Source organism: Reyranella sp. (genome assembly GCF_965228225.1).
Classification (GTDB): domain Bacteria; phylum Pseudomonadota; class Alphaproteobacteria; order Reyranellales; family Reyranellaceae; genus Reyranella.
Window position 1 is genome coordinate 1,099,273 of the sequence record NZ_OZ245801.1, and the last position, 22,900, is coordinate 1,122,172.

At 66.8% G+C, this 22,900-nt stretch carries 25 protein-coding genes; 16 read left to right on the forward strand and 9 right to left on the reverse strand.

Going from position 1 to position 22,900, the window contains the following annotated elements; genetic code table 11:
- Positions 1–20 precede the first annotated feature (20 nt).
- The 3 genes from secD to ACO07K_RS05355 are packed head-to-tail and all read left to right on the forward strand — an operon-like array spanning position 21 to position 3,295.
- Positions 21–1,691, forward strand: coding sequence for a protein translocase subunit SecD (secD, locus tag ACO07K_RS05345; protein WP_422034863.1), 1,671 nt, complete (start codon positions 21–23; stop codon positions 1,689–1,691).
- A gap of 9 nt (positions 1,692–1,700) precedes the next feature.
- Positions 1,701–2,894 carry a protein translocase subunit SecF gene (gene secF, locus ACO07K_RS05350; protein WP_422034864.1) on the forward strand — a complete coding sequence of 398 codons (1,194 nt, stop codon included), beginning with the start codon at positions 1,701–1,703 and terminating at the stop codon, positions 2,892–2,894.
- On the forward strand, positions 2,891–3,295 hold the full coding sequence (locus ACO07K_RS05355; protein ID WP_422034865.1) for an Mth938-like domain-containing protein: 405 nt from the start codon (positions 2,891–2,893) through the stop codon (positions 3,293–3,295). Before secF ends, ACO07K_RS05355 begins: the two co-directional genes overlap by 4 nt.
- 70 nt (positions 3,296–3,365) lie before the next feature.
- On the opposite strand, the gene ACO07K_RS05360 is transcribed toward ACO07K_RS05355, so the two are convergent.
- Complete coding sequence (locus ACO07K_RS05360; protein WP_422034866.1) at positions 3,366–3,962, reverse strand: urate hydroxylase PuuD; 597 nt, start codon at positions 3,960–3,962, stop codon at positions 3,366–3,368.
- A 110-nt stretch (positions 3,963–4,072) separates the two neighbouring features.
- Here ACO07K_RS05360 and ACO07K_RS05365 point away from each other — a divergent pair, with 110 nt between their 5' ends.
- Genes ACO07K_RS05365 through ACO07K_RS05375 form a run of 3 tightly spaced genes read left to right on the forward strand, consistent with a single transcriptional unit; the run spans position 4,073 to position 6,881 of the window.
- Positions 4,073–4,732, forward strand: coding sequence for a squalene/phytoene synthase family protein (locus ACO07K_RS05365; protein WP_422034867.1), 660 nt, complete (start codon positions 4,073–4,075; stop codon positions 4,730–4,732).
- A 21-nt stretch (positions 4,733–4,753) separates the two neighbouring features.
- Complete coding sequence (locus ACO07K_RS05370) at positions 4,754–5,638, forward strand: alpha/beta fold hydrolase (RefSeq protein WP_422034868.1); 885 nt, start codon at positions 4,754–4,756, stop codon at positions 5,636–5,638.
- A gap of 10 nt (positions 5,639–5,648) precedes the next feature.
- A complete protein-coding gene (locus ACO07K_RS05375) occupies positions 5,649–6,881 on the forward strand; it encodes an LLM class flavin-dependent oxidoreductase (protein ID WP_422034869.1) in 1,233 nt (410 codons plus the stop codon).
- 16 nt (positions 6,882–6,897) lie between these two features.
- Here ACO07K_RS05375 and ACO07K_RS05380 read toward each other — a convergent pair whose 3' ends face one another.
- The 3 genes from ACO07K_RS05380 to ACO07K_RS05390 form a co-directional block, all read right to left on the reverse strand.
- The gene (locus ACO07K_RS05380) at positions 6,898–7,794 is read right to left on the reverse strand and encodes a polysaccharide deacetylase family protein (protein WP_422034870.1); all 897 of its coding nucleotides are present in this window, start codon (positions 7,792–7,794) and stop codon (positions 6,898–6,900) included.
- Positions 7,795–7,802: 8 nt separating this feature from the next.
- Entirely contained in the window at positions 7,803–8,945 is a 1,143-nt protein-coding gene (locus ACO07K_RS05385; RefSeq protein ID WP_422034871.1) for a zinc-binding dehydrogenase, read from the reverse strand.
- A 98-nt stretch (positions 8,946–9,043) separates the two neighbouring features.
- Complete coding sequence (locus tag ACO07K_RS05390; protein ID WP_422036631.1) at positions 9,044–9,676, reverse strand: TetR family transcriptional regulator; 633 nt, start codon at positions 9,674–9,676, stop codon at positions 9,044–9,046.
- A 79-nt stretch (positions 9,677–9,755) separates the two neighbouring features.
- Here ACO07K_RS05390 and ACO07K_RS05395 point away from each other — a divergent pair, with 79 nt between their 5' ends.
- Positions 9,756–10,424, forward strand: a complete 669-nt coding sequence (locus tag ACO07K_RS05395) for an O-methyltransferase (RefSeq protein WP_422034872.1) — start codon at positions 9,756–9,758, stop codon at positions 10,422–10,424.
- 4 nt (positions 10,425–10,428) lie between these two features.
- Here the strand turns inward: ACO07K_RS05395 and ACO07K_RS05400 are convergent, their stop codons facing one another.
- The 3 genes from ACO07K_RS05400 to trmFO form a co-directional block, all read right to left on the reverse strand.
- The gene (locus ACO07K_RS05400; protein ID WP_422034873.1) at positions 10,429–11,778 is read right to left on the reverse strand and encodes an MATE family efflux transporter; all 1,350 of its coding nucleotides are present in this window, start codon (positions 11,776–11,778) and stop codon (positions 10,429–10,431) included.
- Between the two features lie 66 nt (positions 11,779–11,844).
- Positions 11,845–12,144, reverse strand: coding sequence for an acyl carrier protein (locus ACO07K_RS05405; RefSeq protein ID WP_422034874.1), 300 nt, complete (start codon positions 12,142–12,144; stop codon positions 11,845–11,847).
- A gap of 135 nt (positions 12,145–12,279) precedes the next feature.
- Complete coding sequence (trmFO, locus tag ACO07K_RS05410) at positions 12,280–13,650, reverse strand: methylenetetrahydrofolate--tRNA-(uracil(54)-C(5))-methyltransferase (FADH(2)-oxidizing) TrmFO (protein ID WP_422034875.1); 1,371 nt, start codon at positions 13,648–13,650, stop codon at positions 12,280–12,282.
- A gap of 46 nt (positions 13,651–13,696) precedes the next feature.
- Here trmFO and ACO07K_RS05415 point away from each other — a divergent pair, with 46 nt between their 5' ends.
- The 5 genes from ACO07K_RS05415 to ACO07K_RS05435 all read left to right on the forward strand — a co-directional run bounded on the left by ACO07K_RS05415 (position 13,697) and on the right by ACO07K_RS05435 (position 17,591).
- On the forward strand, positions 13,697–14,086 hold the full coding sequence (locus tag ACO07K_RS05415; protein ID WP_422034876.1) for a RidA family protein: 390 nt from the start codon (positions 13,697–13,699) through the stop codon (positions 14,084–14,086).
- 17 nt (positions 14,087–14,103) lie between these two features.
- Positions 14,104–14,412, forward strand: coding sequence for a hypothetical protein (locus ACO07K_RS05420; RefSeq protein ID WP_422034878.1), 309 nt, complete (start codon positions 14,104–14,106; stop codon positions 14,410–14,412).
- A 347-nt stretch (positions 14,413–14,759) separates the two neighbouring features.
- The gene (locus tag ACO07K_RS05425) at positions 14,760–15,530 is read left to right on the forward strand and encodes a gamma-glutamyl-gamma-aminobutyrate hydrolase family protein (protein WP_298310725.1); all 771 of its coding nucleotides are present in this window, start codon (positions 14,760–14,762) and stop codon (positions 15,528–15,530) included.
- Between the two features lie 7 nt (positions 15,531–15,537).
- Positions 15,538–17,214, forward strand: a complete 1,677-nt coding sequence (locus ACO07K_RS05430) for an NAD+ synthase (RefSeq protein ID WP_422034879.1) — start codon at positions 15,538–15,540, stop codon at positions 17,212–17,214.
- Complete coding sequence (locus ACO07K_RS05435) at positions 17,211–17,591, forward strand: hypothetical protein (RefSeq protein ID WP_422034880.1); 381 nt, start codon at positions 17,211–17,213, stop codon at positions 17,589–17,591. Before ACO07K_RS05430 ends, ACO07K_RS05435 begins: the two co-directional genes overlap by 4 nt.
- A gap of 21 nt (positions 17,592–17,612) precedes the next feature.
- Here the strand turns inward: ACO07K_RS05435 and ACO07K_RS05440 are convergent, their stop codons facing one another.
- Together ACO07K_RS05440 and ACO07K_RS05445 are read right to left on the reverse strand one after the other, a co-directional pair.
- Positions 17,613–18,392 carry an aldolase gene (locus ACO07K_RS05440; protein ID WP_422034882.1) on the reverse strand — a complete coding sequence of 260 codons (780 nt, stop codon included), beginning with the start codon at positions 18,390–18,392 and terminating at the stop codon, positions 17,613–17,615.
- 23 nt (positions 18,393–18,415) lie between these two features.
- The gene (locus ACO07K_RS05445) at positions 18,416–19,390 is read right to left on the reverse strand and encodes a tripartite tricarboxylate transporter substrate binding protein (protein ID WP_422034883.1); all 975 of its coding nucleotides are present in this window, start codon (positions 19,388–19,390) and stop codon (positions 18,416–18,418) included.
- 104 nt (positions 19,391–19,494) lie between these two features.
- Here ACO07K_RS05445 and ACO07K_RS05450 point away from each other — a divergent pair, with 104 nt between their 5' ends.
- The 4 genes from ACO07K_RS05450 to ACO07K_RS05465 all read left to right on the forward strand — a co-directional run bounded on the left by ACO07K_RS05450 (position 19,495) and on the right by ACO07K_RS05465 (position 22,846).
- Positions 19,495–20,232 (forward strand): GntR family transcriptional regulator, encoded by a 738-nt coding sequence (locus tag ACO07K_RS05450; RefSeq protein WP_422034884.1) that lies wholly within the window; start codon positions 19,495–19,497, stop codon positions 20,230–20,232.
- A gap of 76 nt (positions 20,233–20,308) precedes the next feature.
- Positions 20,309–21,568, forward strand: a complete 1,260-nt coding sequence (locus ACO07K_RS05455) for an Nramp family divalent metal transporter (RefSeq protein WP_422034885.1) — start codon at positions 20,309–20,311, stop codon at positions 21,566–21,568.
- A gap of 25 nt (positions 21,569–21,593) precedes the next feature.
- Positions 21,594–22,247, forward strand: a complete 654-nt coding sequence (locus tag ACO07K_RS05460; protein ID WP_422034886.1) for a glutathione S-transferase family protein — start codon at positions 21,594–21,596, stop codon at positions 22,245–22,247.
- Complete coding sequence (locus ACO07K_RS05465) at positions 22,244–22,846, forward strand: alpha/beta fold hydrolase (protein ID WP_422034887.1); 603 nt, start codon at positions 22,244–22,246, stop codon at positions 22,844–22,846. The genes ACO07K_RS05460 and ACO07K_RS05465 overlap by 4 nt, the downstream gene beginning before the upstream one ends.
- Positions 22,847–22,900 lie beyond the last annotated feature (54 nt).

A 22,900-nucleotide genomic window follows, 5' to 3' on the forward strand; every position in this document is an offset into this window, starting at 1 on the left:
GCAGAAGGGCTTAGGTCGGAATGCTCAACCTTCCGCGCTGGCAGACCATCGTCATTGCCGGCATCACGCTCCTGTCGGCGCTGTTCGCTCTGCCGAACCTGCTGCCGGCCAGCGTGCTCCAGCACCTGCCAAACTGGTACGCGACCAGCCGGATCAATCTCGGCCTCGACCTGCGCGGTGGCGCCCATTTCCTGCTGGAAGCCGACCTGCGCTCGGTGCTGACCGAGCGCCTGACCAACCTGTCGGACGCGGTGCGCGCCGAGCTGCGCAAGCAGCAGGTGCCGTTCCGGGACGTGACGGTCGAAGCCGGCAAGAACCTTGTGGTCACCCTGCGCGACGAGGCGAACCGTTCCAAGGCGCTCGAAGCGATCCGCGCGGTCGATCCGGCCCTGGCCCTGTCGGGCAGCGGCGACACGATCCGGGTGGCCTATTCCGAGCAGGAGCTGGCGAAGCGCAAGAAGGAAGTGATCGACCAGTCGATCGAGATCCTCCGCCGCCGCGTCGACGAGACCGGTACGCTCGAGCCCACGATCACGCGCCAGGGCGACGAACGCATCCTGCTGCAGGTCCCCGGCATCAAGGACACCGGCGACCTCAAGCGCAAGATCAACCAGACCGCCAAGCTGACCTTCCATCTGGTCAACGAAGACCTCGCGGCGACCGGCCAGAACATCCCGCAGACCGTGCCGCCCACCACCTTCCTGGTGCCGACGCGCGAAGGCATGCTGGAGCTGCGTCGCACCAATCCGAAGGCCTGGGAGGACATCCAGGCCGCCAATCCGCGCCTGTCGCCCGAGCAGATATGCCGGCGCTACCAGCCGCAGTGCCTGCCGGTCCTGAAGCGCGTGGTCGTCGGCGGCGAGGACCTCGACGATTCGAAGGCCACCTTCGAGCAGCAGCAGGGCGGCCGACCGATCATCAGCTTCACCTTCAATTCGGCCGGCGGCCGCGCCTTCTGCAACGCCACCCGAACCAACATCGGCAAGCGGCTGGCGATCCAGCTCGACGGCGAGATCATCAGCGCCCCGGTCGTGCAGAGCGCGATCTGCGGCGGCAGCGGCATCATCACCGGCAGCTTCACCACCCAGCAGACGCAGGAGCAGTCGCTGCTGCTGCGCTCCGGCGCACTGCCCGCGACGCTCACCATCATCCAGGAAAGCACCGTCGGCGCCGACCTCGGAGCGGATGCGATCCAGGCGGGAACCGTCGCGGCGCTGGTCGGCACGCTGCTGGTGGCGATCTTCATGTTCGTGGCCTACGGGCCGGTGTTCGGCGGTTTCGCCAACCTCGCCATGCTGGTGAACCTCCTGATGGTGTTCGCCGGCATGTCGATCCTGGGCGCGTCGCTGACCCTGCCGGGCATTGCCGGACTGGTCCTCACGGCCGGCCTCGCGGTCGACGCCAACGTGCTGATCTACGAGCGCGTGCGAGAGGAGAAGGCGCTGGGCCGGTCTCCGTTCAGCGCGCTCGCCACGGGGTACGAGAAGGCGATGTCGGCGATCATCGACGCCAATCTCACGACCCTCATCGCCGGCCTCCTGCTGTTCGGCTTCGGCTCCGGGCCGATCCGTGGCTTTGCGACGACGCTGACGCTCGGCATCATCACCTCGATGTTCAGCTCGACGATCTTCACGCGCATGCTTCTCGCGGTGTGGGTGCGCTGGCGCCGCCCCACCGAACTCGTGATCTGAGGCGAAGCCATGTGGAAGCCCGTTCGCCTCTTCGCCTTCAAGAAGAAGTTCGACTTTCTGGGGCAGCGCCGCGCCGCGCTGGTCATCTCGACGCTGATCAACATCGTGTCGATCGTCGGCGTCCTGACGATCGGCCTCAACTTCGGCATCGACTTCAAGGGCGGCATCGCCATCCAGGCCAAGGCCAAGGACGGCAAGGCCGAGCTCGACCAGTTGCGCAACACCGTCGGCGCCCTTGGTGTCGGCGAGGTGTCGCTGCAGGAATTCGGCGATCCCAGCACCGTCCTGATCCGCGTCCAGCGCCAGGAGGGCGACAACCAGTGCGTCGCGGGCGCCCAGCGCGTGATGCAAAAGACCGCCGGCCAGGGCTGGCAGGTGAAGCCGGGTGCCGCCGGAACGGGTGACGTCGAGTTCACGTCGCCGACCGCGCTCGACGGGGCCAACTGGCGCGATGCGGTGAGCCGCGCCGGCCTGACCCTGCAGGAACGCCAGCTGCCACGTGGCTCGACCAACACCGCCACGATCGACATGTCGGTCGAGCAGCGGGCCGAATGGTGCCAGCAGGTCGCGATCAAGCTGGTCGAGGATGCGATCGGCAGCAACTACGAGCTGCGCGGCACCGAGTCGGTCGGTCCCAAGATCGGCGACGAGCTGATGCGGAGCGGCATCTGGGCCGTGATTGCGACCATGTTCGCGATCGCCCTCTATGTCTGGGTGCGCTTCGAGTGGCAGTTCGCGATCGGCGCGCTGATCGCGATGCTGCACGACGTGATCTCGACGGTCGGCATCTTCGTGCTGTTCCAGCTCGATTTCAGCCTCACGGCGCTCGCGGCGGTGCTGACGATTGCCGGCTATTCGATCAACGACACCGTCGTGATCTTCGATCGCGTGCGCGAGAACATGCGCCGCTACAAGAAGATGCCGCTGCTGGATCTACTGAACCACAGCATCAACGAGACGCTGTCGCGCACCTTGATGACCTCGGCGACGGTGTTCGTGGCGGTGGGCGCGCTGGTGCTGTTCGGCGGCCCGGTCCTGCACAGCTTCTCGGTCGCCATGCTGTGGGGCGTCATCGTCGGCACTTATTCCTCGGTCTGGGTCGCCTGCGCGGGCCTCGTCTATCTCGGCCTGCGCGCCGATCAGCTTCGTCCGGCCGAGGAGAAGGCGGACAAGGGCGACAAGACGGAGCAGGCCGGGGCGTGAAGCCGCCGCTCCCGGGACCCGCCGACAAGACCCTGCCGACACCCGATCCGGCACAGGTTCAGTACATTCGCAACTACGGTCCCGGTCGCTTCATGATCAGCGACAGGGAATGGCGGTCGCCCGTACTCGTGACGCCGACGATCACCCATCCGTGGGCGATCGCGCGCATCGAGGACCTTTCCGTCGACAGCCTGGCGCCCTTGCGCGAAGCCGCGGTGCCGACGGAACTGCTGGTGCTGGGCTGCGGTCCGCGCGCCGTGTTCGTTCCGCCGGACCTGCGCGCGGCCCTCAAAGCCGCCGGCATGGGGCTTGAGGTCGTCGATACGGGATCCGCCTGTCGCATCTACAACGTGCTGCTGGCCGAAAGCCGGCGGGTGGCGGCGGCCCTCATTCCGCTGTAGCGGGCGAGGGGGCGGGCCCCATGAAGACGGGGCCCCGTGGGGCCCCGTTTGCGTGCTCGGACCGGGTCCGTCAGATCGGGGCGTTCTGCTGGGCCACCATGCAGTAGAGCATGCCGATCGAGAACATGGTGTTGAAGCGGCTGGCATAGAGCGCCTTGGTGGCCGCTGCAGCTTTCTCCTCGGCCGTGGCTTCGACGAGGCCCAGGACCTTCTGCTGGTTCGGCCAGATGATGAACCAGACGTTGAAGGCCATGGTCAGCGCCATCCACATGCCGATGCCGATCATGATGAAGCCCGGACGCAGGGTCAGCGCCTCGACTATGTACTTGTTCATTGCGGCCAGCAGCAGGCCGGTGACGACCGTGGCAAGGGCGGCGTAACGGAACCACCAGAGCACGGTCGGGGCGATGAACTTGGTGATGGCGGTCCGGCTCTCGGCCGGCTGGATCTTCGGCATGGTGGGCACCTGCACGAAGTTCAGGTACCAGAGCAGGCCGACCCACATGACACCGCAAACCACGTGCAGCCACCGCATGATGACCGTCGCATAGGCATGGTCCACCTTGATCGACTGTCCGGTCACCAGTCCGGCGCCCACGACGATCACGATCAGGAGCACGACCCCGGCGGAAACGGTTCGTCCAATCGAGGTAAACACGGCACCCATGTTGAACGTCCCCTTTTATGTCATTGAAGGGACTAATGAATCCCCGATCGCCCTATCCTAGTCTCAAGCCGATCTGCGTTCAACTGTCGCACCTTATCGTTTGAACCCTGATGCCCAGTTATCCGTCCAGCTCCTACCGCGCCGCCGAGTCGTCGCACCGCTACGTGCTCGATCTGGTGCGCGCGGCAGACCGGGAGCGCTTCCTCGGCGCCCTGTTTGCGCCGGAGCCCCGGCGCAGCGGCCTTCTCGCGCTGCTCGCTTTCGATCACGAGCTGGCGCGGACCCGCAGCGTGACCAAGGAACCGATGCTGGCGCGCATCCGGCTGGAATGGTGGCGCGAGGCGATGGCGGAAGCCGCCGGGAGCGGCAAACCCCGCGCCCAGCCCATCGTCGACGCGCTCGCGGAGACGGTCCGGCGACACGGGCTCACGCTCGAAAGCCTGGTCGGTCTGATCGACGCGCGCGAGGAGGAGATCGAGGGACCGCTCGACGTCATGCGCGCCGGCCATGCGCTGGCCGACCTCGAACTCGCCGTCCTGGGGGTCGATGATGCGGCGTCGCGGCAGGCCGCCCACGCGGTGGGCGCGGCCTGGCTGATGGGCGACGGCGCCGAGCGCGACCAGCTGGTGGGCGATGCGCGCGCGCTACGCCGCAAGATCGATCCGGCCGCCCTGCCGATTCTCCTGCCGGCGCTTTCGCTCGGCCGGCCGCTCGGGCCGCTGCGGCGGCCGCTGGCCTATTGGTGGGCAGCGAGGCGCGGGCGATACTGAGGGGGCAACCCGGGAGGAAGCGTGGCACGCGCGAAGGCAAACGGTATCGAGATCGAGTACGAGACGTTCGGCAGCCGGCAGGATCCAGCCCTGCTGCTCATCATGGGCCTGGGCGCCCAGCTCACCCTCTGGCCGGAATCGCTGTGCGAGGGGCTGGCCGAGCAGGGATTCTTCGTCGTGCGCTACGACAATCGTGACGTCGGCCTGTCGACCGACTTCGACGAGGCAGGCCTGCCCAACCTGATGGACGCCTTCGCCAAACTGATGAAGGGCGAGACGGTCGATGCGCCGTATCTGCTCTCCGACATGGCCGCCGACGCGATCGGGCTGCTCGACGCGCTGGGCATCGACCGGGCGCACATGGTCGGCGGCTCGATGGGCGGGATGATTGCCCAGGTCATCGCCGCGACCCATCCGACGCGCACCCGTTCCCTTGTGTCGATCATGTCGACCAGCGGCCGGTACGGCCTGCCGGCCGGCAAGCCCGAGGCGGTGGCGATGCTCTCGGCACAGCCCGAGGGGACGGAGCGCGAGCAGCTGATCGCCCATGGCATGAAGCTGCGCACCGTCATCAGCGGCCCGGGCTATCCGACCGACCCTGCCGCCATGCGCGCCCTGGTCGAGCGCAACGTCGACCGGCGCTACTATCCGCCGGGCGCCGCGCGGCAGTACCTCGCGATCATGGCCTCGGGCCCGCGCGTCGATCTCCTGAAGACGGTGAAGGTGCCCACCCTGGTGCTGCACGGCGAGGACGACCCGCTGCTGCCGGTCGAATGCGGTCGCGACGTGGCCGCTCTCGTGCCCGGCGCGAAGATCGAGACCTTCCCCGGCTGGGGACATGACGTGCCCGAGCAGATGGTGCCCAAGCTGGTCTCGAGCATCTCGAGCTTCTGCAAGACAGTCTGAGGAGCGCGCCATGAAGTTCGGCATCTTCTACGAGCATCAGCTGCCCCGGCCGTGGGGCGAGAAGAGCGAGTATCAGCTGCTGCAGGATTCGCTCACCCAGATCGAACTCGCCGACCGGCTGGGCTACGACTATGCGTGGGAAGTCGAGCATCACTTCCTCGAGGAATATTCGCACTCCTCGGCGCCGGAAGTGTTCCTTGGGGCCGCCAGCCAGCGCACCAAGCGCATCCGGCTGGGCCATGGCGTGATCCAGCTCACGACCAACAACCCGCACCGCGTCGCCGAGAAGGTCTCGACGCTCGACCTGCTCTCGGGCGGGCGGGTGGAACTCGGAATGGGCGAGGCGGCGGGACCGGCCGAGCTGCATCCGTTCAATATCCGGGTGCGCGACAAGCGCGAGCGCTGGGAGGAGGCCGTGAAGGCCATCGTCCCGATGTTCTCGAAGGAGAGCTGGGAATTCCACGGCCAGTACTACGACTTCCCGGCGCGCAACGTGATTCCCAAGCCGTTCCAGAAGCCGCATCCGCCGCTGTGGGTCGCTTGCTCGAACATCGCCACCATCGGCAAGGCCGGCGAGTGGGGCATGGGGGCGCTGGGCTTCACCTTCGTCACGCCGGAAGCCGCGCGGGCCTGGGTGCACAAGTACTACAACAACCTGCTCAACAACTCGAAGAAGCTCGCCGACTATCCCAGCAATCCCAACGTGGCGATGGTCTCGGGCTTCATGTGCGCACCCACCGACGAGGAGGCCGAGGCCAAGGCCGCCGGCTGGACCTTCTTCATCTTCGCGCTCTCCTACTATGGCCGCAAAGGCGTCGATGCGCCGGGCACCTCCAACCTGTGGGACGAGTACCAGGCTTGGCGCGGCGGACCGGAAGAGAAGAAGGCCCTCGAATCGGGCCTCATCGGCTCGCCGGAAACCATCCGCAGGAAGTTGCGCCAGTTCCAGGCCAGCCGCGTGGATCAGGTGATCCTGCTGAACCAGGCCGGCAAGACCAGCCACGAGGATATCTGCGCCTCGCTCGATCTCTTCGCCCGTGAAGTGATGCCGGAATTCCATGCCGCCGAGGCCGAGCATGCCGTCTGGAAGCAGAAGGTCCTGGACCGCGAGATCGTGCTCGAGGACCTCGACGTGGCGAAGTACGACATCTTCAGCCACCAGAACGAACACATCGTCCGTCTCACGCCCGAGCAGCTGAAGCAGAAGATGGCCGAGAAGGAGGCCGCGGCGAAGCGCGCCTGAGCGCGCTTCGGCCGTTTTACCGCGCCGGAGGCACCTGCGTGCGGTACCAGTCGAGGATCTCCGCGCCGGTCCACATGACGACGCCCTCGTGGCCGAGAATGTAGTCGTAGAGCATCTCCAGATACTTGATGCGGTGCGGCACGCCCGTGAGATAGGGGTGGATCGAGATCGCCATCACGCGCGGTGCGGTCTTGCCGTCGAGGTAGAGCCGGTCGAACTGGTCGCGGCCGCGCCGGAAGATCTCGTCCGAGGGTTGCTGCTGCACGGCGCTCATGACGACGTCGTTGATCTCGACCGTGTAGGGCACCGAGACGATCTCGCCGTGCTTGGTCTTCAAGGGCAGCGGCTGTTCGTCCATCACCCAGTCGGCGACGTATTCGATGCCGGCTTGCACCAGCAGGTCGAGCGTCTCGTCGGTTTCGGTGAGGCCGGGGCTTTCCCAGCCGCGCGGCGGCTTGCCGGTGAAGTCCTTGATGGCGCGGATCGTGTCGGCGATCGCGCTCTTCTGGTCCTCGACCTTGTGCATAGGCTTCTGCACCCAGCCATGGCCCATGAAGTCCCAGCCGGCCTCGTGCGCGGCCTGGCAGGCCTCGCGGTAGAGTTCGCAGGCCGTGCCGTTCACCGCGAAGGTCGCCTTGAGCTTGCGGGTGGTCAGCGTCTCGAGGAATCGCCAGAAGCCGACCCGCATGCCGTACTCGTGCCACGCCCAGTTGGGCACGTCGGGCAGAAGAGGCACGCCCATCGGCGGCGGCAGGACGGTGCGTGGCATCGCCCCGGCCGGACTCCAGTTCTCGACATTCACGATCGTCCAGACGGCGACGCGCGCATCGTTGGGGAGGCTGAGCCGCGGCCGCTTGTGGATCGGCAGGTACGGCGTGCGGCCGCGGACGCTGTCTCCGGTGTCGCGCGTCATCGCCCGGGCTACGCCTTGTTCGGGTTGATCAGGAACTTCTCGCCGGTCGCGCGCTTGGCGTAGGCGGTTAGGTTCTGCAGGTCGAGCGCTTCCGGCAGAGAGATGGTCCGGGTGTAGTGGCTGGCGAAGGTCGTCTTGAGCGAGTTCACGACCCTCTCGCGCAGGCGCAACTGGTCGGGCCGGCCGATCTTCTGCAGGAACGGCGTCAGCAGCCAGCCGCCCACACCCCAGGCCATGCCGTAGTTGCGAGACAGCTCGACCGGACCGGTGCTGAGGCTGCCATAGACATACACCTGCTTGTGCACCGAGGAGCCGTAGCGATTGTAGGTCGTGGCGGTCTTGTTGATGGCGATTTCCATCGCGGTGAGAATCTGGCTGGCGAGCTTGCCGCCGCCGATCGCGTCGAAGGCGATGGTGGCGCCGGTCTCGACCAGCGCCTGCACGAGATCGTCGTTGAAGGTCGCGGTGCTCGAATCGACGACGTGCTTGGCGCCGATGCCCTTCAGCAGCTTGGCCTGCTCGGCGCTGCGCACGATGTTGACGAGGCCGATCCCGTCCTCGTTGCAGATCTTGACCAGCATCTGACCGAGATTGGAAGCCGCTGCCGTGTGGACCAGCGCCTTGTGGCCCTCGCGCTTCATGGTCTCGGTCATGCCGAGCGCGGTCAGCGGATTGACGAACCACGAGGCGCCCTCGGCCGCCGTCGTGCCGGCGGGCAAAGGCTGGCAGTCGCGTGCGTTCAGCAGCCGGTACTGCGCGTACATCGAGCCGCCGACCATGGACACGAGCTTGCCCTTGAGCGCCTGCGCGGCGTCGGACGAGCCCGCCTTGATCACCGTGCCGGCGCCTTCGTTTCCGACCGGGAGCGATTCACCCAGGCGCGTCGCCAGGAACGGCAGGGCGGCCGCGGACACCGGCGCCGTCACCTTGACGTCATCGCCGCTGCCGGTCGACGTGGCCTTCGAGAGATCGGCGGGACCGGTCAGCAGGCCGAGATCGGACGGGTTGATCGGCGTCGCCTCGACCTTGACCACGACCTGGTCGGGGCCGGGCTCCGGCACGTCGACCCGCGCGAGTGACAGTTCGAGCTGACCCTCGGTGGAGATCAGGGAGCGAAGCTGCAGTCCCGATAACTTGTTGGCGTCGCTCATGTAATATCTCCCATTGGTTTGAAGGCGCGCACGATGCCAAGCGCGATCAGGTCGAACAAGCCTTTCCTGTGCGACGGCGCGCCCGGTTTGATGACGGTCTATGCGGAATTGAGCCGGTCGAGGTAGGCCGCGAACATATCCCCCATCGCCGAGGCCAGCCGCTCGACCTCGGCGGCGGGGCGGGCTTCTTCCGAGACCTGGGCGCCGACCGCGCCCAACGACATGATCATGATGTCGGCGGCGGCGCTGCGCTCCCGTGGCGTTGCCCTGGGCAGGGCTTCGCGCATGAAAAGCATCACGTGGCGACGACCGGCCTTGCGGTGCGCCTCTGTCTCCGGGGCGTCGCGATAGAGCGGGGCTGCATCGGCGAGAGCGATGCGGAGGGCGGCTTCCTCGACTTCCGATCTGAAGAACGCCCGCACGATCGCGCGCAAGCGTTCGGTCGGCGGCAGGGTGCGGTCGGCCAGCATGGTTTGCAGAAGGCCGCCCGTCTGTTTCCATTCGTCGGCCTGCAGCCGGAAGAGGATTGCCTCCTTGTTGGGGAAGTACTGGTAGAGCGAGCCGACGCTGACGCCGGCCCTTTCCGCCACGCGCGCGGTCGTGAAACGTCGCGCGCCGTCCTGCGTCAGAACACGAACTGCCGCCTCGAGTATGTCCGAAACGAGTTGCGCCGAACGGGCCTGCCGGGGCTCTTTTCGTGAGGAGATACGGGGTGTTTTGCGAGGGGGCATGGACGGGCGCCTGAACGCGAATACCAAATGCGACGAATCATTCGTATTTTGCGCGCACACACACTCTTTGGAAAGACCGATGAACAACACCCTCATGTCTTCACCGCTCTCGTCGGTCCTCGACGGACTGTTTGCGGAGGCCGAAGCCTCCATCGCGGGCATTCGCCAGGAGATGGCCACGCTGTCGCCCGAGGAACGGGCGGCCATGATGGCCAGCAAGACCGAGTACCGCGTCTTCTACGAGCGGGCGAAGGATTTCCCGCTGGCCGTCTCGCGTGAGACCGGCACATTGCTCTACATGCTCGCACGCTCGACCGGCGCCCGGAACATCGTCGAGTTCGGCACCTCGTTCGGGGTCTCGACACTGCACCTCGCCGCCGCCCTCAGGGACAATGACGGGGGACGCCTGGTCACGAGCGAGTTCGAAAGCTCCAAGGTTGCGCGCGCCCGGGCCAGCTTTTCTGCCGCCGGCGTGGCCGATCTCGTCGATCTACGCGAGGGCGATGCGCTCGAGACGCTGGCGAAAGGCCTTCCGCCTTCGATCGATCTCGTCCTGCTCGATGGTGCGAAAGGGCTCTATCCGGCCATCCTCGAGCTGGTGGAGCCGCACTTGCGGGCCGGGGCCCTCATCGTTGCCGACAACGCGGACTGGAGTCCGGAGTATCTGGCCCGCGTGCGGTCGCCTGTGCAAGGTTATCTGTCGGTGCCGTTCGCCGAGGATGTCGAGCTGTCGATGCGCCTCGGCTGATGCCTCAGCCGGTCCATGCCCGTCGCGTGGTCGAGAAGGCAAGCACGGCGGAGAAGGCCACGATGCCCAAGGCCACGCAGGTGTAGAGGCCCGAGACGCCCCAGCCGAAATGGTCGAGGGCCAGCAGGCTGCCGCCACCCGCGATGGTGATGCGCGTCAGGTTGGCGGCGACCGGCCAGATCATTTCGCCGGTGCCCTGCGAGGCGAAGTAGAGCGCCATGGCCAGGCCGAAGAAGCCGTAGGCCGGCCCGACGATGCTGAGATAGTGGCGGCCCGAGGCGAGCGCGGCCGGATTGGTGGTGAAGAGGCCGAGCCAGAGGTCGGGCCAGAGTGCCACGATGAGGCCGATGGTGGCGGCGACCGCGCCCGCCATGAAGGCGCCGGTCCAGGCCAGGCGCTGGGCGCGGGCATATTGCTTGGCGCCGATATTGGTGCCGACCAGCGCAGTGAGTGTGGCGCCAATGCCGAAGCTGATCGGGATCAGCATGTATTCCAGCCGCGAGCCGATGCCGTAGCCCGCAATGGCGGCGTCGCCTTCGCGCCCGATCAGGCCGGTGACGACGAGCACGGTGCCGTTGGTCAGGATCACCACCAGGCAGGCGATCAGCCCGACCTTCAGGATGTCGCGGAACGCGCGCCAGCGGAAGCCATCGACTGGCCAGCGCAGACGCAGCGGCGCCTTCACGCCGGTGAGCTTCGAGAGCATCCACGCGGCGGCGAGGGCGAAGGCGATCACGGCGGCGATGGCAGGGCCGCGGATGCCGAAGGCGGGCAGGCCGAACCATCCCAGGGTCAGGGCGCCGGTGAGAGGGATCTGTATTCCCGCCGTCACGACCAGCGCCAGGCCGGGCGTCTTCATGTCGCCGGTGCCGCGCAGGACGGACGCCATCGAGTTGGCGACCCAGTGGGCGACGCAGCCCGAGAACAGGATGGTGGCAAAGGCCTCGGCACGATCGAGGGCCGCACCGCTGCCGCCCAGCGCGCCATAGATCTGCCGGCCGAAGCCCACGAACAGGATGCCGAACAGCGCCGCCATACCGATCGCGATGGCCAGTGCATGCGCCGCCGCGGCCTCGGCGGCCGCCTTGTTGCCCGAGCCCAGGGCGCGGGCCACCGAGGAGGAGATGCCGCCACCCATGGCGCCCGCCGACATCATGCCGAGCGTCATCTGCGTCGGGAACACCAGTGCCAGGGCGGCGAGGTCGACGACGCCGAGCTGGCCGATGAAATAGCCGTCGGCGATGCTGACGAGGCTCTGCATGGCCACGTTCAGCACGTTCGGGGTGGCGAGGGTGAGGATGGTGGGCACGATCGGCCCGGCCAGCATCATCTGCCGGCGTTCTGCGGGAGTCATTGCAGGCGATTTAGCACGCGCCGCGCCGCGTGCTCGCTAACTTATCTCATGGGCTAGGGAGTTTTGTCAGCGCTTCGCGCGCTGCGATACGACGGCCTCGGCGAGCTGGTCGATCGTCACGATGTCGGCCGCGACGTGCATCGGGATGGTGACGTCGAAGCGATCCTCGAGCTCCATGATGACGTCCATGATCGTCAGCGAATCGACGGTCAGTCCTTTCGAGATGACCGTCTGCGGGGTGATCGGCTTGCTGCCGACATTGTACGGCGCCAGAAGGCTGAAGATCTCGCGCATCACGTCGTACTGCAGCGAAGGCGCGCCGGTGAGGGAAGTATCGGGGGCGATCAGTTCCTGAACGGCCTGCATGGGTCACTCCTCGAAACGGGGTGAACCCATTTCAGCCCGACACGGTCCGGATGTGAAATAACGTTTGGTTACCCACTGTTGCGGGACATTACGGAGTGTTTCTGCCGTTCAGCCGCTGTGAACGATTTGTCTGCCTCACTCCGCCGCGAGAGGCGTCGGGTTCAACCAGTCGTCGAAGTCGCGCAGCGCCCGCACGGCCATGGCCTGCTTGCGCTCCTTGCCCTTGAAGCTGCCGGCGATCGGCGGGAACAGGCCGAAATTGATGTTCATCGGCTGGAAGGTCGTGGCATCGGCGCCGCCGGTGATGTGGCCCAGCAGCGCGCCCATTGCCGTGGTCGGCGGCGGCGGTGCCTGCGTGCGGCCCAGGCGCTCGGCCGCCGCGAACCGCCCGGTCATCAGGCCGACGGCGGCGCTCTCGACATAGCCCTCGCAGCCGGTGATCTGGCCGGCGAACCTGAGCCGCGGCATCGCCTTGAGACGCAAGGTGCCGTCGAGCAGGCGCGGGCTGTTGAGGAAGGTGTTGCGGTGCAGGCCGCCCAGCCGCGCGAACTCCGCCTTCTCGAGTCCGGGGATGGTGCGGAAGATGCGCGTCTGCTCGCCGTGCTTCAGCTTGGTCTGGAAGCCCACGATGTTCCACAGCGTGCCCAGGGCATTGTCCTGGCGAAGCTGCACCACCGCCCAGGGGCGATGGCCGGTGCGCGGATCGCGCAGCCCCACCGGCTTCATCGGGCCGAAGCGCAGGCTCTGTGGTCCGGTCGAGGCGATGACCTCGATCGGTTGGCAGCCCTGGAAGTAGGGCGTGTTGTGCTCCCACTGCTTGAACTCGGTCTTCTCGCCGGCCAGCAGCGCCGCCACGAAGGCCTCGTACTGCGGCTTGTCCATCGGGCAGTTGAAGTAGTCGGCGCCGTCGCTGCCCTCGACATTGCCGGGACCGACCTTGTCGTAGCGCGACTGCTTCCAGGCGATCGACTGGTCGATGCTCTCATGGTGGACGATCGGCGCGATGGCGTCGAAGAAGGCCAGCGAGTCCTCGCCGGTGAGCTTGGCGATGGCCTCGGCAAGCGCCGGCGAGGTGAGGGGGCCGGTCGCTACGATCACGCTGTCCCAGCCTTCGGGCGGCAGGCCCGCCACTTCTTCGCGCTCGAGCGTGACCAGCGGATGGGCAAGCAGGGTTTGCTGCACGGTGGCCGAGAAGCCGTGTCGGTCGACCGCGAGTGCGCCCCCGGCCGGCAGCTTGTGCGCATCGGCCGACCGCATGATCAGCGAGCCGGCGCGGCGCATCTCCTCATGGATCACGCCGACGGCATTATTGGCGGCATCGTCGGAGCGGAAGGAGTTGGAGCACACCAGTTCGGCAAGGCTATCCGTGAGATGCGCCTCGGTCCCGCGCAGCGGCCGCATTTCGTGCAGCACCACCGGCACGCCCGCCTGCGCGAGCTGCCAGGCCGCCTCGCTGCCTGCGAGGCCGCCGCCGACAATGTGTACGGGCTTGGTGCTTGACGTCATGCTCTCCGACCTGAAACCTGCGCCTCCTTACAATGGAGGGTCTGACATGGCCATCAAGTTCCACAATCCCAAATCCGTGTCCGTGGCCGGCAAATACAGCCTCGGCGTCGAGGTCCCGCCCGAGGCGCGCGTGCTCTACGTTTCGGGCCAGGTCGGCGTGGATTCTGCGGGCAAGCTGCAGGACGGGATCGAGGCGCAGAGCGAGCAGGTCTGGAAGAATATCAGCGAGGTGCTGAAGGCCGGCGGCATGGACTTCCGCGACATCGTCAAGCTCACCGTCTTCCTGACCGACAGCCGGTTCATCCCCGCCTTCCGCGAGGTCCGCGGCAAGTATGTCGGGCAGGAACCCTATCCCGCGTCCACCCTGCTGGTCGTGGCCGGCCTCGCCGATCCCTCGATGCTGGTCGAGGTCGAAGTGGTGGCGGCGAAGTCCTAGACCGACCGGAGACGGGTGTGCTTCGCCTCGAAGCCGTCGCGCGGAACGCCTTTCATGTGAGCGTGAATGCGGCGTCGGAGGCGATTACGCGGGCGGGTGGCTGGGTCTCCGGCCATTCGCTGCTCTCCGACGCGATGGCCGTCCTGCAGTTCGAGATTCCCGGCGATCGCCTGAAGGAGCTGGTGGACGAGCTTGGTGCGCGCGGGCTGAAAACGGAGCTTCCACTTGAACCGTCGGACAGCCCGAAGGAGGTCGCCGGACGCCTGACGCTGTTCTTCATTCAAGGAAGTGGCAACCTGCGCCGCGAGGTGCCGCCGTTCCAGTGAACGCGGTTCCCGCAGAGGCGTCTCGAACTCGTTTGGAAGTGTGGGAAAGGAACGTCGGGAGCGGCCTGATCGGGGTCATGCCCAACTGATGCGACCCGCAGTGACCGCTCCCGCCGTGCCGTTCGCGTCTGCCGCTATGCCGATGCCCGAACGATTGCCTCGACAATCACTGCGGCACGTTGCTTGGGTGGATTCATCAAAACCTCCCTACTGAACGTGACGATGGAATTCACGCACCGGCGGGCGCGGCTGTCAATGGTGTTTCGCGACGGCGGACTCGCCGGCCGGTGGATGCGGTGCCATTATCGTCTCTTCGAAGTCGAGGCAGGCGCGCGTTGGTTCCCAATATCAAGAAGCCCGTGGTCGGGGTGATCGGCAATTCAGGCGTGATCAACGACCGCCACAACGTCCAGCTCGTGGGACAGCGCAACATGCGGGCGGTCGCGGACGTCGCCGGGGCACTGCCGCTGATGTTTGCCGGCACGCCCGACATCACCGACATCGAGGCGCTGCTGGGCGCGGTCGACGGCATCCTGCTCACCGGGGCCCGCGCCAACGTCCATCCGACCCGCTTCGGGGCGGAGCCGCATCCGGCCCACGAACCCTACGACCAGGAGCGCGACGCGATGGCCCTGGCGCTGATCGACGCCTGCGTCGAGCGCGGCGTGCCGATCTTCGGCATCTGCCGCGGTTTCCAGGAAATGAACGTGGCTTTCGGCGGCTCGCTGCACCCCGAGATCCGCGAGATTCCGGGCCGCCTCAACCATCGCATGCCGCGGCTGGAAAATGGCGAGGTCCATCCCGATCCCACCGTCGTGTTTGCCGACCGGCACGAGGTCCAACTCGTGAAGGATGGCTATTTCGCGCGGCTGCTCGGCTGCGAGTGCATCCGCGTGAACTCGCTCCATGGACAGGGGATCCTCGATCCGGGCGCGCGCGTCGCCATCGAAGGCGTGGCGGAGGACGGCACGATCGAGGCGATCTGCATCTCGGAGGCTCCGGCCTTTGCGGTCGGCGTCCAGTGGCATGCCGAGTACGACCCGCAGAGCAACCCGATCAACCGCGCCCTGTTCCAGGCGTTCGGCCAGGCTCTGCGCGAGCATATGCGCTCCTCCTGAGGCTTAGATGACGGACAAACTCAGAGTGGGATTGGCCCAGCTCAATCCCAAGGTCGGCGACGTCGCCGGCAATCTCGCCAAGGTGCGGGCCGCCCGCGCGGAAGCGGGCCGGCAAGGCGCCGACCTCGTGCTCACCACGGAACTGGTGCTTGCGGGCTACTCGCCCGAAGACCTGGTGCTGAAGCCCGCCTTCCAGCAGGCCTGTCACGACGCGGTCGAAGCCCTGCGCGCCGACACCAATGACGGCGGTCCGGCCCTGTTCGTCACGACGCCGTGGCGCGAGGGCGAGAAGCTGCACAATGCGATCATCGCGCTCGACAAGGGCGAGATCATCGGCAAGCGCTTCAAGGTCGACCTGCCGAACTATGGCGTGTTCGACGACAAGCGCATCTTCGCGCCCGGTCCGATGCCGGGACCGCTGGTCTTTCGCGGTGTCCGAATCGGCGTGCCGATCTGCGAGGATGTGTGGACACCCGATGTCGTCGAATGCATCGCCGAGACCGGCGGCGAAATCCTGCTGGTGCCGAACGGTTCGCCCTATGAGGCCGGCAAGACCGACGTGCGCGTGCAGCTCGGCGTCAAGCGCGTGGTCGAGAGCGGCCTGCCCTTCGTCTATCTCAACCAGGTCGGCGGCCAGGACGAGGTCGTCTATGACGGCGCCTCCTTCGCGCTGGGCGCGGATCGCTCGCTCAAGGCCAAGCTCGCCTCCTTCGCGGAAGAGGTCGCGACGATCGAGTTCCGGCGGGGTGCCGGCGGTTGGGAATGCCAGCCCGGTCCGATCGCGCGCGAGCTGGGCCAGATCGAGTCCATCTACCAGGCGATGGTGCTGGGGCTGCGCGACTATGTGAACAAGACCGGCTTTCCCTCCGTGGTGATCGGCCTCTCGGGCGGCGTCGATTCGGCGATCACGGCGGCGGTAGCGGCCGACGCGCTGGGCCCCGATCGGGTGCACGCGATCATGATGCCGTCGCCCTATACCAGCCGCGACTCGCTGGAGGACGCCGAGGCCTGCGCGCGGGCGATCGGTGTGCGCTACGATATCGTCGACATCGGGCCGGCGATGGAGGCGTTCTGCGGCATGCTGGCGCCGCTGTTCGGCAACCGGCCCGAGGACGTGACCGAGGAGAACATTCAGAGCCGCGCCCGCGGCGTCACCCTGATGGCGGTGTCGAACAAGCTGGGCGGCATGGTGGTGACGACCGGCAACAAGTCGGAGATGGCCGTCGGCTACGCCACTCTGTACGGCGACATGTGCGGCGGCTTCAACGTGCTGAAGGACGTCTACAAGACCACGGTCTTCGAACTCTGCCGCTGGCGCAACGCGCATCTGCCCGCAGGCGCGCTCGGCCGCGCGGGCGTGGTGATCCCGCCGCGCATCGTCGACAAGCCGCCCTCGGCCGAATTGCGGCCCGACCAGAAGGATTCCGACTCGCTGCCGCCCTATCCCTCGCTCGATGCGATCCTGAAGGGCCTGATCGAGCGCGACCTCGACACGGCGGCACTGGCCGGGGAAGGCCACGATCCGGCGACCGTCGATCGCGTGTGGCGCCTGCTCGAAGGCGCCGAATACAAGCGGCGCCAGGCACCGCCCGGCGTGAAGATCACTTCCCGCAACATCAGCCGCGAGCGCCGCTATCCGATCGTGAACGGGTTCAGGGGGCAGGGCGCAGGAGTCGTGAGGTGAGTGACGAACTCGGACGTCTGGCTACCCGCCAGTATGATGTGACCCTGCCGGACGGCACACAAGGCAGGCTGGCCTTCGCGCTGTGCGATCTGACCCAGGACAATGCGCTCGCCCAGCATGCCCGTCGGCGGAAGGCCGTCGCCTTTGGCCTGCTGAGCTTCGCGGAGCTGCCCGACGCCCCGCGCAATGCGCTGCTCTGGGTGCGGACGCGGGACGGCATGGAGATGACGACGGCGGATGGCGACGACCAGCCCGGCGGCGATCTCCAGCGACTGGTCGCGCGCCACTTCATCGTGTTCTTCGACGAGATCAAGGACCTGGCGCCCGAACTGGCGACGCTGCCCTTCCATCTCAAGGATGGCCCCGGCGCCGCATGACCGGGCCCCTGCCGTCTCGCGTCAGGTCAGGGCGTCCCCATCGGTTCTCAGCGCCCGCCGCCCGAAATAGTGAAAGGTCGCCTCGACGGCGCGCTTTTTGAGGCGATAGTCATGCGCTTCGCGGGCGAGGGCGGGCGGAAGGGGCTTGATAGGTGCAACCGCCTCGGCCATCAGCTGCAACTTGGCCGCCCGCTCGATGAAAATGGCGAGCACGCAGGCTTCCTCGATCGTCGCGGCGGCGCTCAACTGGCCATGATGCGCGAGGAGGATGGTCCGCTTGTCGCCCAGCGCCTTGTGGATGATCTCGCCTTCCTCGTCACCGACTGGCGGGCCCGGCCATTCCGGCAGATACGCGCAGTCGTCGTGGAACATCGAGGTGTCCATGTGCGAGGCCACGAGCGGCCGGCCAATCATGGACAGGGCCGAGATGTGCGGCGGATGGGTGTGGACGATGGCGTTCACCGACGGCCTGTGCCGGTAGATCCACAAATGGAAGCGATTGGACGGATTGACCATTCCTTCGCCTTCCAGGAGGTTCAGGTCGTCGTCGACCAGCACGATGTTGCTGCGGCGCGCCTCGTCGAAGCCGAGGCCGAACCCGAGCATCCAGTAGGTGCCGGGCTTGTCCCCTCGCGCCGTGATCTGCCCGGCGATCGCCGATTCATGGCCCTCCTGGGCCAGAATGCGGCAGGTGAGCGCGATCTTCTCGCGCAGCGACCAGGGCGGCGGCGCCAGATGGGCATCCATCTGGGCGCTGGTCCGCGCATAGTATTCCGACTTCTCTCGGATGATCGGCTGCATTCTTTCCTCCTTCGACTTGCTGTTCATTCGGGGCGGACGCCGGCCTCGCGTGCGACAGCGCTCCATTTCACCATCTCGCGATCGACATAGGCCGCGAGCTCGGCGGGGCTGCTCGCGACCACTTCGGCACCCTGCTCGGCGAGCTTTGCCTTCATGTCGGGATCGGTGAATACGGCGCGCGCTTCCTGCGCCAGTCGCTCGACGATCACGGCCGGGGTGCCGGCGGGCGCAAACAAGGCATAGGCATTGTCGGCCTCCAGCGAAGGGTATCCGGCCTCTGCCGTCGTCGGGATGTCGGGCCAGGCGCTGCTTCGCTTCGGCTGGGTGACGGCAAGGGCCCTCAGCTTGCCCGCCGCCACGTGCGGGCCAAGGGCCAGGGCGGTTTCGAAAGCCATCGGCACTTCGTTGGCCAGCAGCGCGTTCACGGTCGGCGCGCCGCCGCGATAGGGCACATGCACGATCTGCAGGCCGGCCAGCTTCTTGAAGAGCTCGCCGACGAGGTGGAATACCGTGCCGTTGCCGGCCGACCCGAAGTTCGTGACCGGACCTCCGGGCCGGGCGAGGGCCACGAGTTCGGCCACCGTCTTGGCCGGTACCGCCGGATTGACCGCGAGCATGATCGTTGCCGAGGCGAGCAGCGAGACCGGCGCGAAATCCTTACGCGTGTCGTAGGGGAGCTTGGCGTAGACGTTTGGATTGATGACGTGGCTGGTCGGCACGACCATCAGCGTGTGGCCGTCCGCGGCGGCCTTGGCCACCACATCCGTTCCGATCGTCCCGCCGGCACCGCCGCGATTCTCGACGATGAACTGCTGCTTCATCCGCTCGGTGAGGCGCTGCGCCAGAAGCCGCGCGACCACGTCGGTGCCACCTCCTGGCGGGTACGGAACGATGATCCTCACCGGGCGGTCAGGATAGGCGACGGCGGATCCCGACGCGGACAGGACAAGGGGCAGGGACATCAGCATTGCGGCGGCGAGGCGGGCGAGAATGGTCATGAGGGCTCCCACGAGCCCGGCAGGCGCAGGGCTCCAAGAATGGCATATGGTATACCAAATGCAAACACCGTGCCGCGTGCCCGAGCCTAGTCTAGGTTAGGCGGATGAAGACCAAGAAGACGAAGAAGAGAGCGCCCAGCGCTCCGTCAACGCCCAGGACGAAGCCCGACGCGGGGCAGATCGTGGTGCCCCTCATGTTGGGCGAAGTCATCGCCCGACTGCGTGACATGATCGCAAATGGTGATCTGGAGCCCGGCCGTCCGATCCGGGAGCGCACCCTGGGGCGCGAGCTGGGCGTGTCGCGCACGCCTCTGCGCGAGGCCTTTCGGGTATTGGCGGGCGAGGGGCTGATCGAGATTCGGCCGCGTCTCGGCGCGCGGGTCGCGCGGTTGAGTGCCCGCAATGCCGATCATATCTTTTCCGTCATGGAGGCGCTGGAAGCGCTCGCTGGCGAACTGGCCTGCCAGAACATGTCGGACGCGGACCTGGCCGAGCTGCTGGCCCTGCACAAACAACTCGTGGCGAGCTATCGCGCGCGGCAGCGGGATCGCTTCTTCACAGTGAACCAGCGGCTGCACGAACGGCTGATCGAGGCCGCGCAGAACCCGGTGCTCTCTCGGATCTATGCCGGTCTGGACGGCCAAATGCGCCGCGCGCGCTACATGGCCCTCAACACGCCGGCGCAATGGAAGGAGGCTGTGCGCGAACACGAGGTCATCATGAAGGCGCTCCAGGCGCGGGATGGAGCGCGGGTTGCCGCATTGCTGCGTGGCCATCTGCACGCCAAGCTTCTCAAGGTGAAGGCGCTCCTGGCGGAGCAGGAAGCCGGACCCTTCAGCTGAACTGAACGAAAGTGCGTGATGTGCGGTGCTCCCCGCAGGTGGAACTTGCGGGGCGGTCTTCCGTTTCGGGGGCAGGATGGTCGCAACCAACACACAGGGACTGATCAAGAGGCTCGGTCCCGGCGTGATTACCGGCGCCGCCGACGACGATCCCAGCGGCATCGCGACCTATTCCCAGGCGGGCGCCCATGCGGGCTTCGGACTTCTCTGGACGGTCGTGCTGACCTGGCCGCTGATGGTCGCGGTTCAGTCGGTCAGCGCCCGCATCGGTCGCGTCACCGGCCACGGCCTGGCCGCCAATATGTGTCGGGCTTTCCCGCGGCCGGTCGTCATGGGGTTGGTCGTGCTGCTGTTCGTGGCGAACACCATCAACATCGGCGCCGATCTCGCCGCCATGGGCGCGGCGGTGGCGATGCTCGTGGGCGGGGGACAGATCCTCTTTACGTTCCTGTTCGCCATCGTTTCGGTGCTGGCGATCGTGTTCATTCCCTACAGTCGCTATGTCGGCTTCCTGAAATACCTGACCTTCTCGCTGTTCGCCTATGTCGGCGTGGTCTTCACGGCCCATATCGATTGGCGCGCGGTCGGCGTCGGCGCCCTGGTGCCGAACTTCGCTCTCGACAAGGATACCTTGATGCTGGTCGTCGCGATCCTGGGCACCACGATCAGCCCCTACCTCTTCTTCTGGCAGAGTTCGCAGGAAGTCGAGGAGGAGGAGGGCGATGACGAGGCGGGGCCGCTCACCGAAAATCCCGAGCAGGCGCCGCGCGAACTGACGCGCATCGGCTGGGAGACCGGCATCGGCATGGCGATGTCGAACCTGGTCGCCTTCTTCATCATCCTGACGACGGCGGCCACCCTGAACGCCAACGGCAAGACGGACATCGAGAGCACGCAGCAGGCGGCCGAAGCGCTGCGGCCGATCGCGGGCGACGCTGCCTTCCTGTTGTTCAGCCTCGGCATCGTCGGGACGGGCCTGCTGGCCGTTCCGGTGCTCGCCGGATCGGCCGCCTACGCGCTGGGCGAAGTCCGGAACTGGCGGATCGGACTGGAGCACGAGTTCGGCGAGGCGCGGCCGTTCTACATTACGATCGCGGTCGCGATCCTGGCGGGGCTGGGTGTGGTGCTGCTGCCGATCGACCCTATCAAGGCGCTGATCTGGAGCGCGGTCCTGAACGGCGTGATCGTGGTGCCGATCATCGGGGCCATGATGATCGTGGCGTCGCGCCGCGCGATCATGGGCGATTTCACCGCGAACCTCTGGCAACGCGTGCTTGGCTGGCTCACGCTGGTGCTGATGGCGGCGGCCGCGATCGGGATGTTCGTATTGATGTAGGGCGGCGCCCGCGTAAGCTGTAGCCATGAAACTCTTTTCCGGTCCGCTCAGCATGTTCGGCGCCAAGGCCGAGATCGCCCTGCGCGAGAAGGGCATTCCGTTCGAGCTCGAGATGGTGCCCTTCGAGATGAAGACGCTCTACGAGCCGAAGCATCCCGAGGTCGTGCGCATCAATCCCAAGCGCCAGGTACCGGTTCTGGTCGACGGCGACCTCGAACTGTTCGATTCGACGCAGATCTTCGAATACCTGGAGACGCTCAAACGCGATCCCGCGCTATGGCCGGCAGAGCCAAAGGCCCGTGCACGGGCGCGCCTGCTCGAACACAAGTCCGACGAGGTCTATTTCCCCCACATCGTCCGGCTCATGAGCGACGCCAAGGCGCCCGGCGCCCACGATGCGGCGGCGCGCTTCTATGAGGAGATGGAGCGGACGATCGGCGGGCAGGAGTGGATCGCCGGCGCCTACAGCTATGTCGATATCGCCTTCTACATGGCGCAGCTGTTCGGTGAACGGATGGGCGCGCCGATCCCGGCCAGCCTGACGCGTCTGCCCGCCTGGCGCGACCGGATGAGCGCCCGTCCGGCGGTACGACAGGTGGCCGGCGCCATGGGGCGCTATCTTCTCTCGATCGGCCGCACCCTGCCGCCGTTCATGGGCACGCTGGAGCTCAATACATGACCAGACCACGTATCCTGTTCCTGCCGGGCGCCGGCGGGTCGCCGCAGTTCTGGAAGCCGGTCGCCGAGGCGCTGCCTGCGACCTGGTCGAAGGAGCATTTCGGCTGGCCGGGGCTGGGCGCCCAGCCCCACGATCCGGCAGTCCGCAGTCTCGACGATCTGAAGCGGCTGGTGACGGCGAAGCTGCATGAGCCGGTCGACCTGGTGGCACAGTCGATGGGTGGCGTCATCGGGGCGCGGATCGCTCTGGAGCGACCGGAGCTGGTGCGCCGCCTGGTGCTCTGCGTGACGTCGGGCGGCGTCGACATGGCGAGCCTCGGCGCCTCAGACTGGCGCGCCGACTACCGTCGCTCCTTCCCGAAGGCCGCTCCGTGGATCACGGACGCCAGTCCGACGCCGCCGCTCGCCGTGGAGAACATCACGGCACCCACCCTCTTGATCTGGGGCGACAAGGATCCGGTCAGTCCCGTCGCCGTCGGCCGCCATCTCGCGGAACGACTGCCCAACGCCCGGCTCGAGATCGTGCCGGGCGGCGACCACGACGTGGCCAGCACCCATGCCGACCTCGTCGCGCGTCTGATCGCCAAGCATCTGGCATAGGGATATCGCCTCGTCCTGAGGAACCGCGCGAAGCGCGGTGTCTCGAAGGATGAC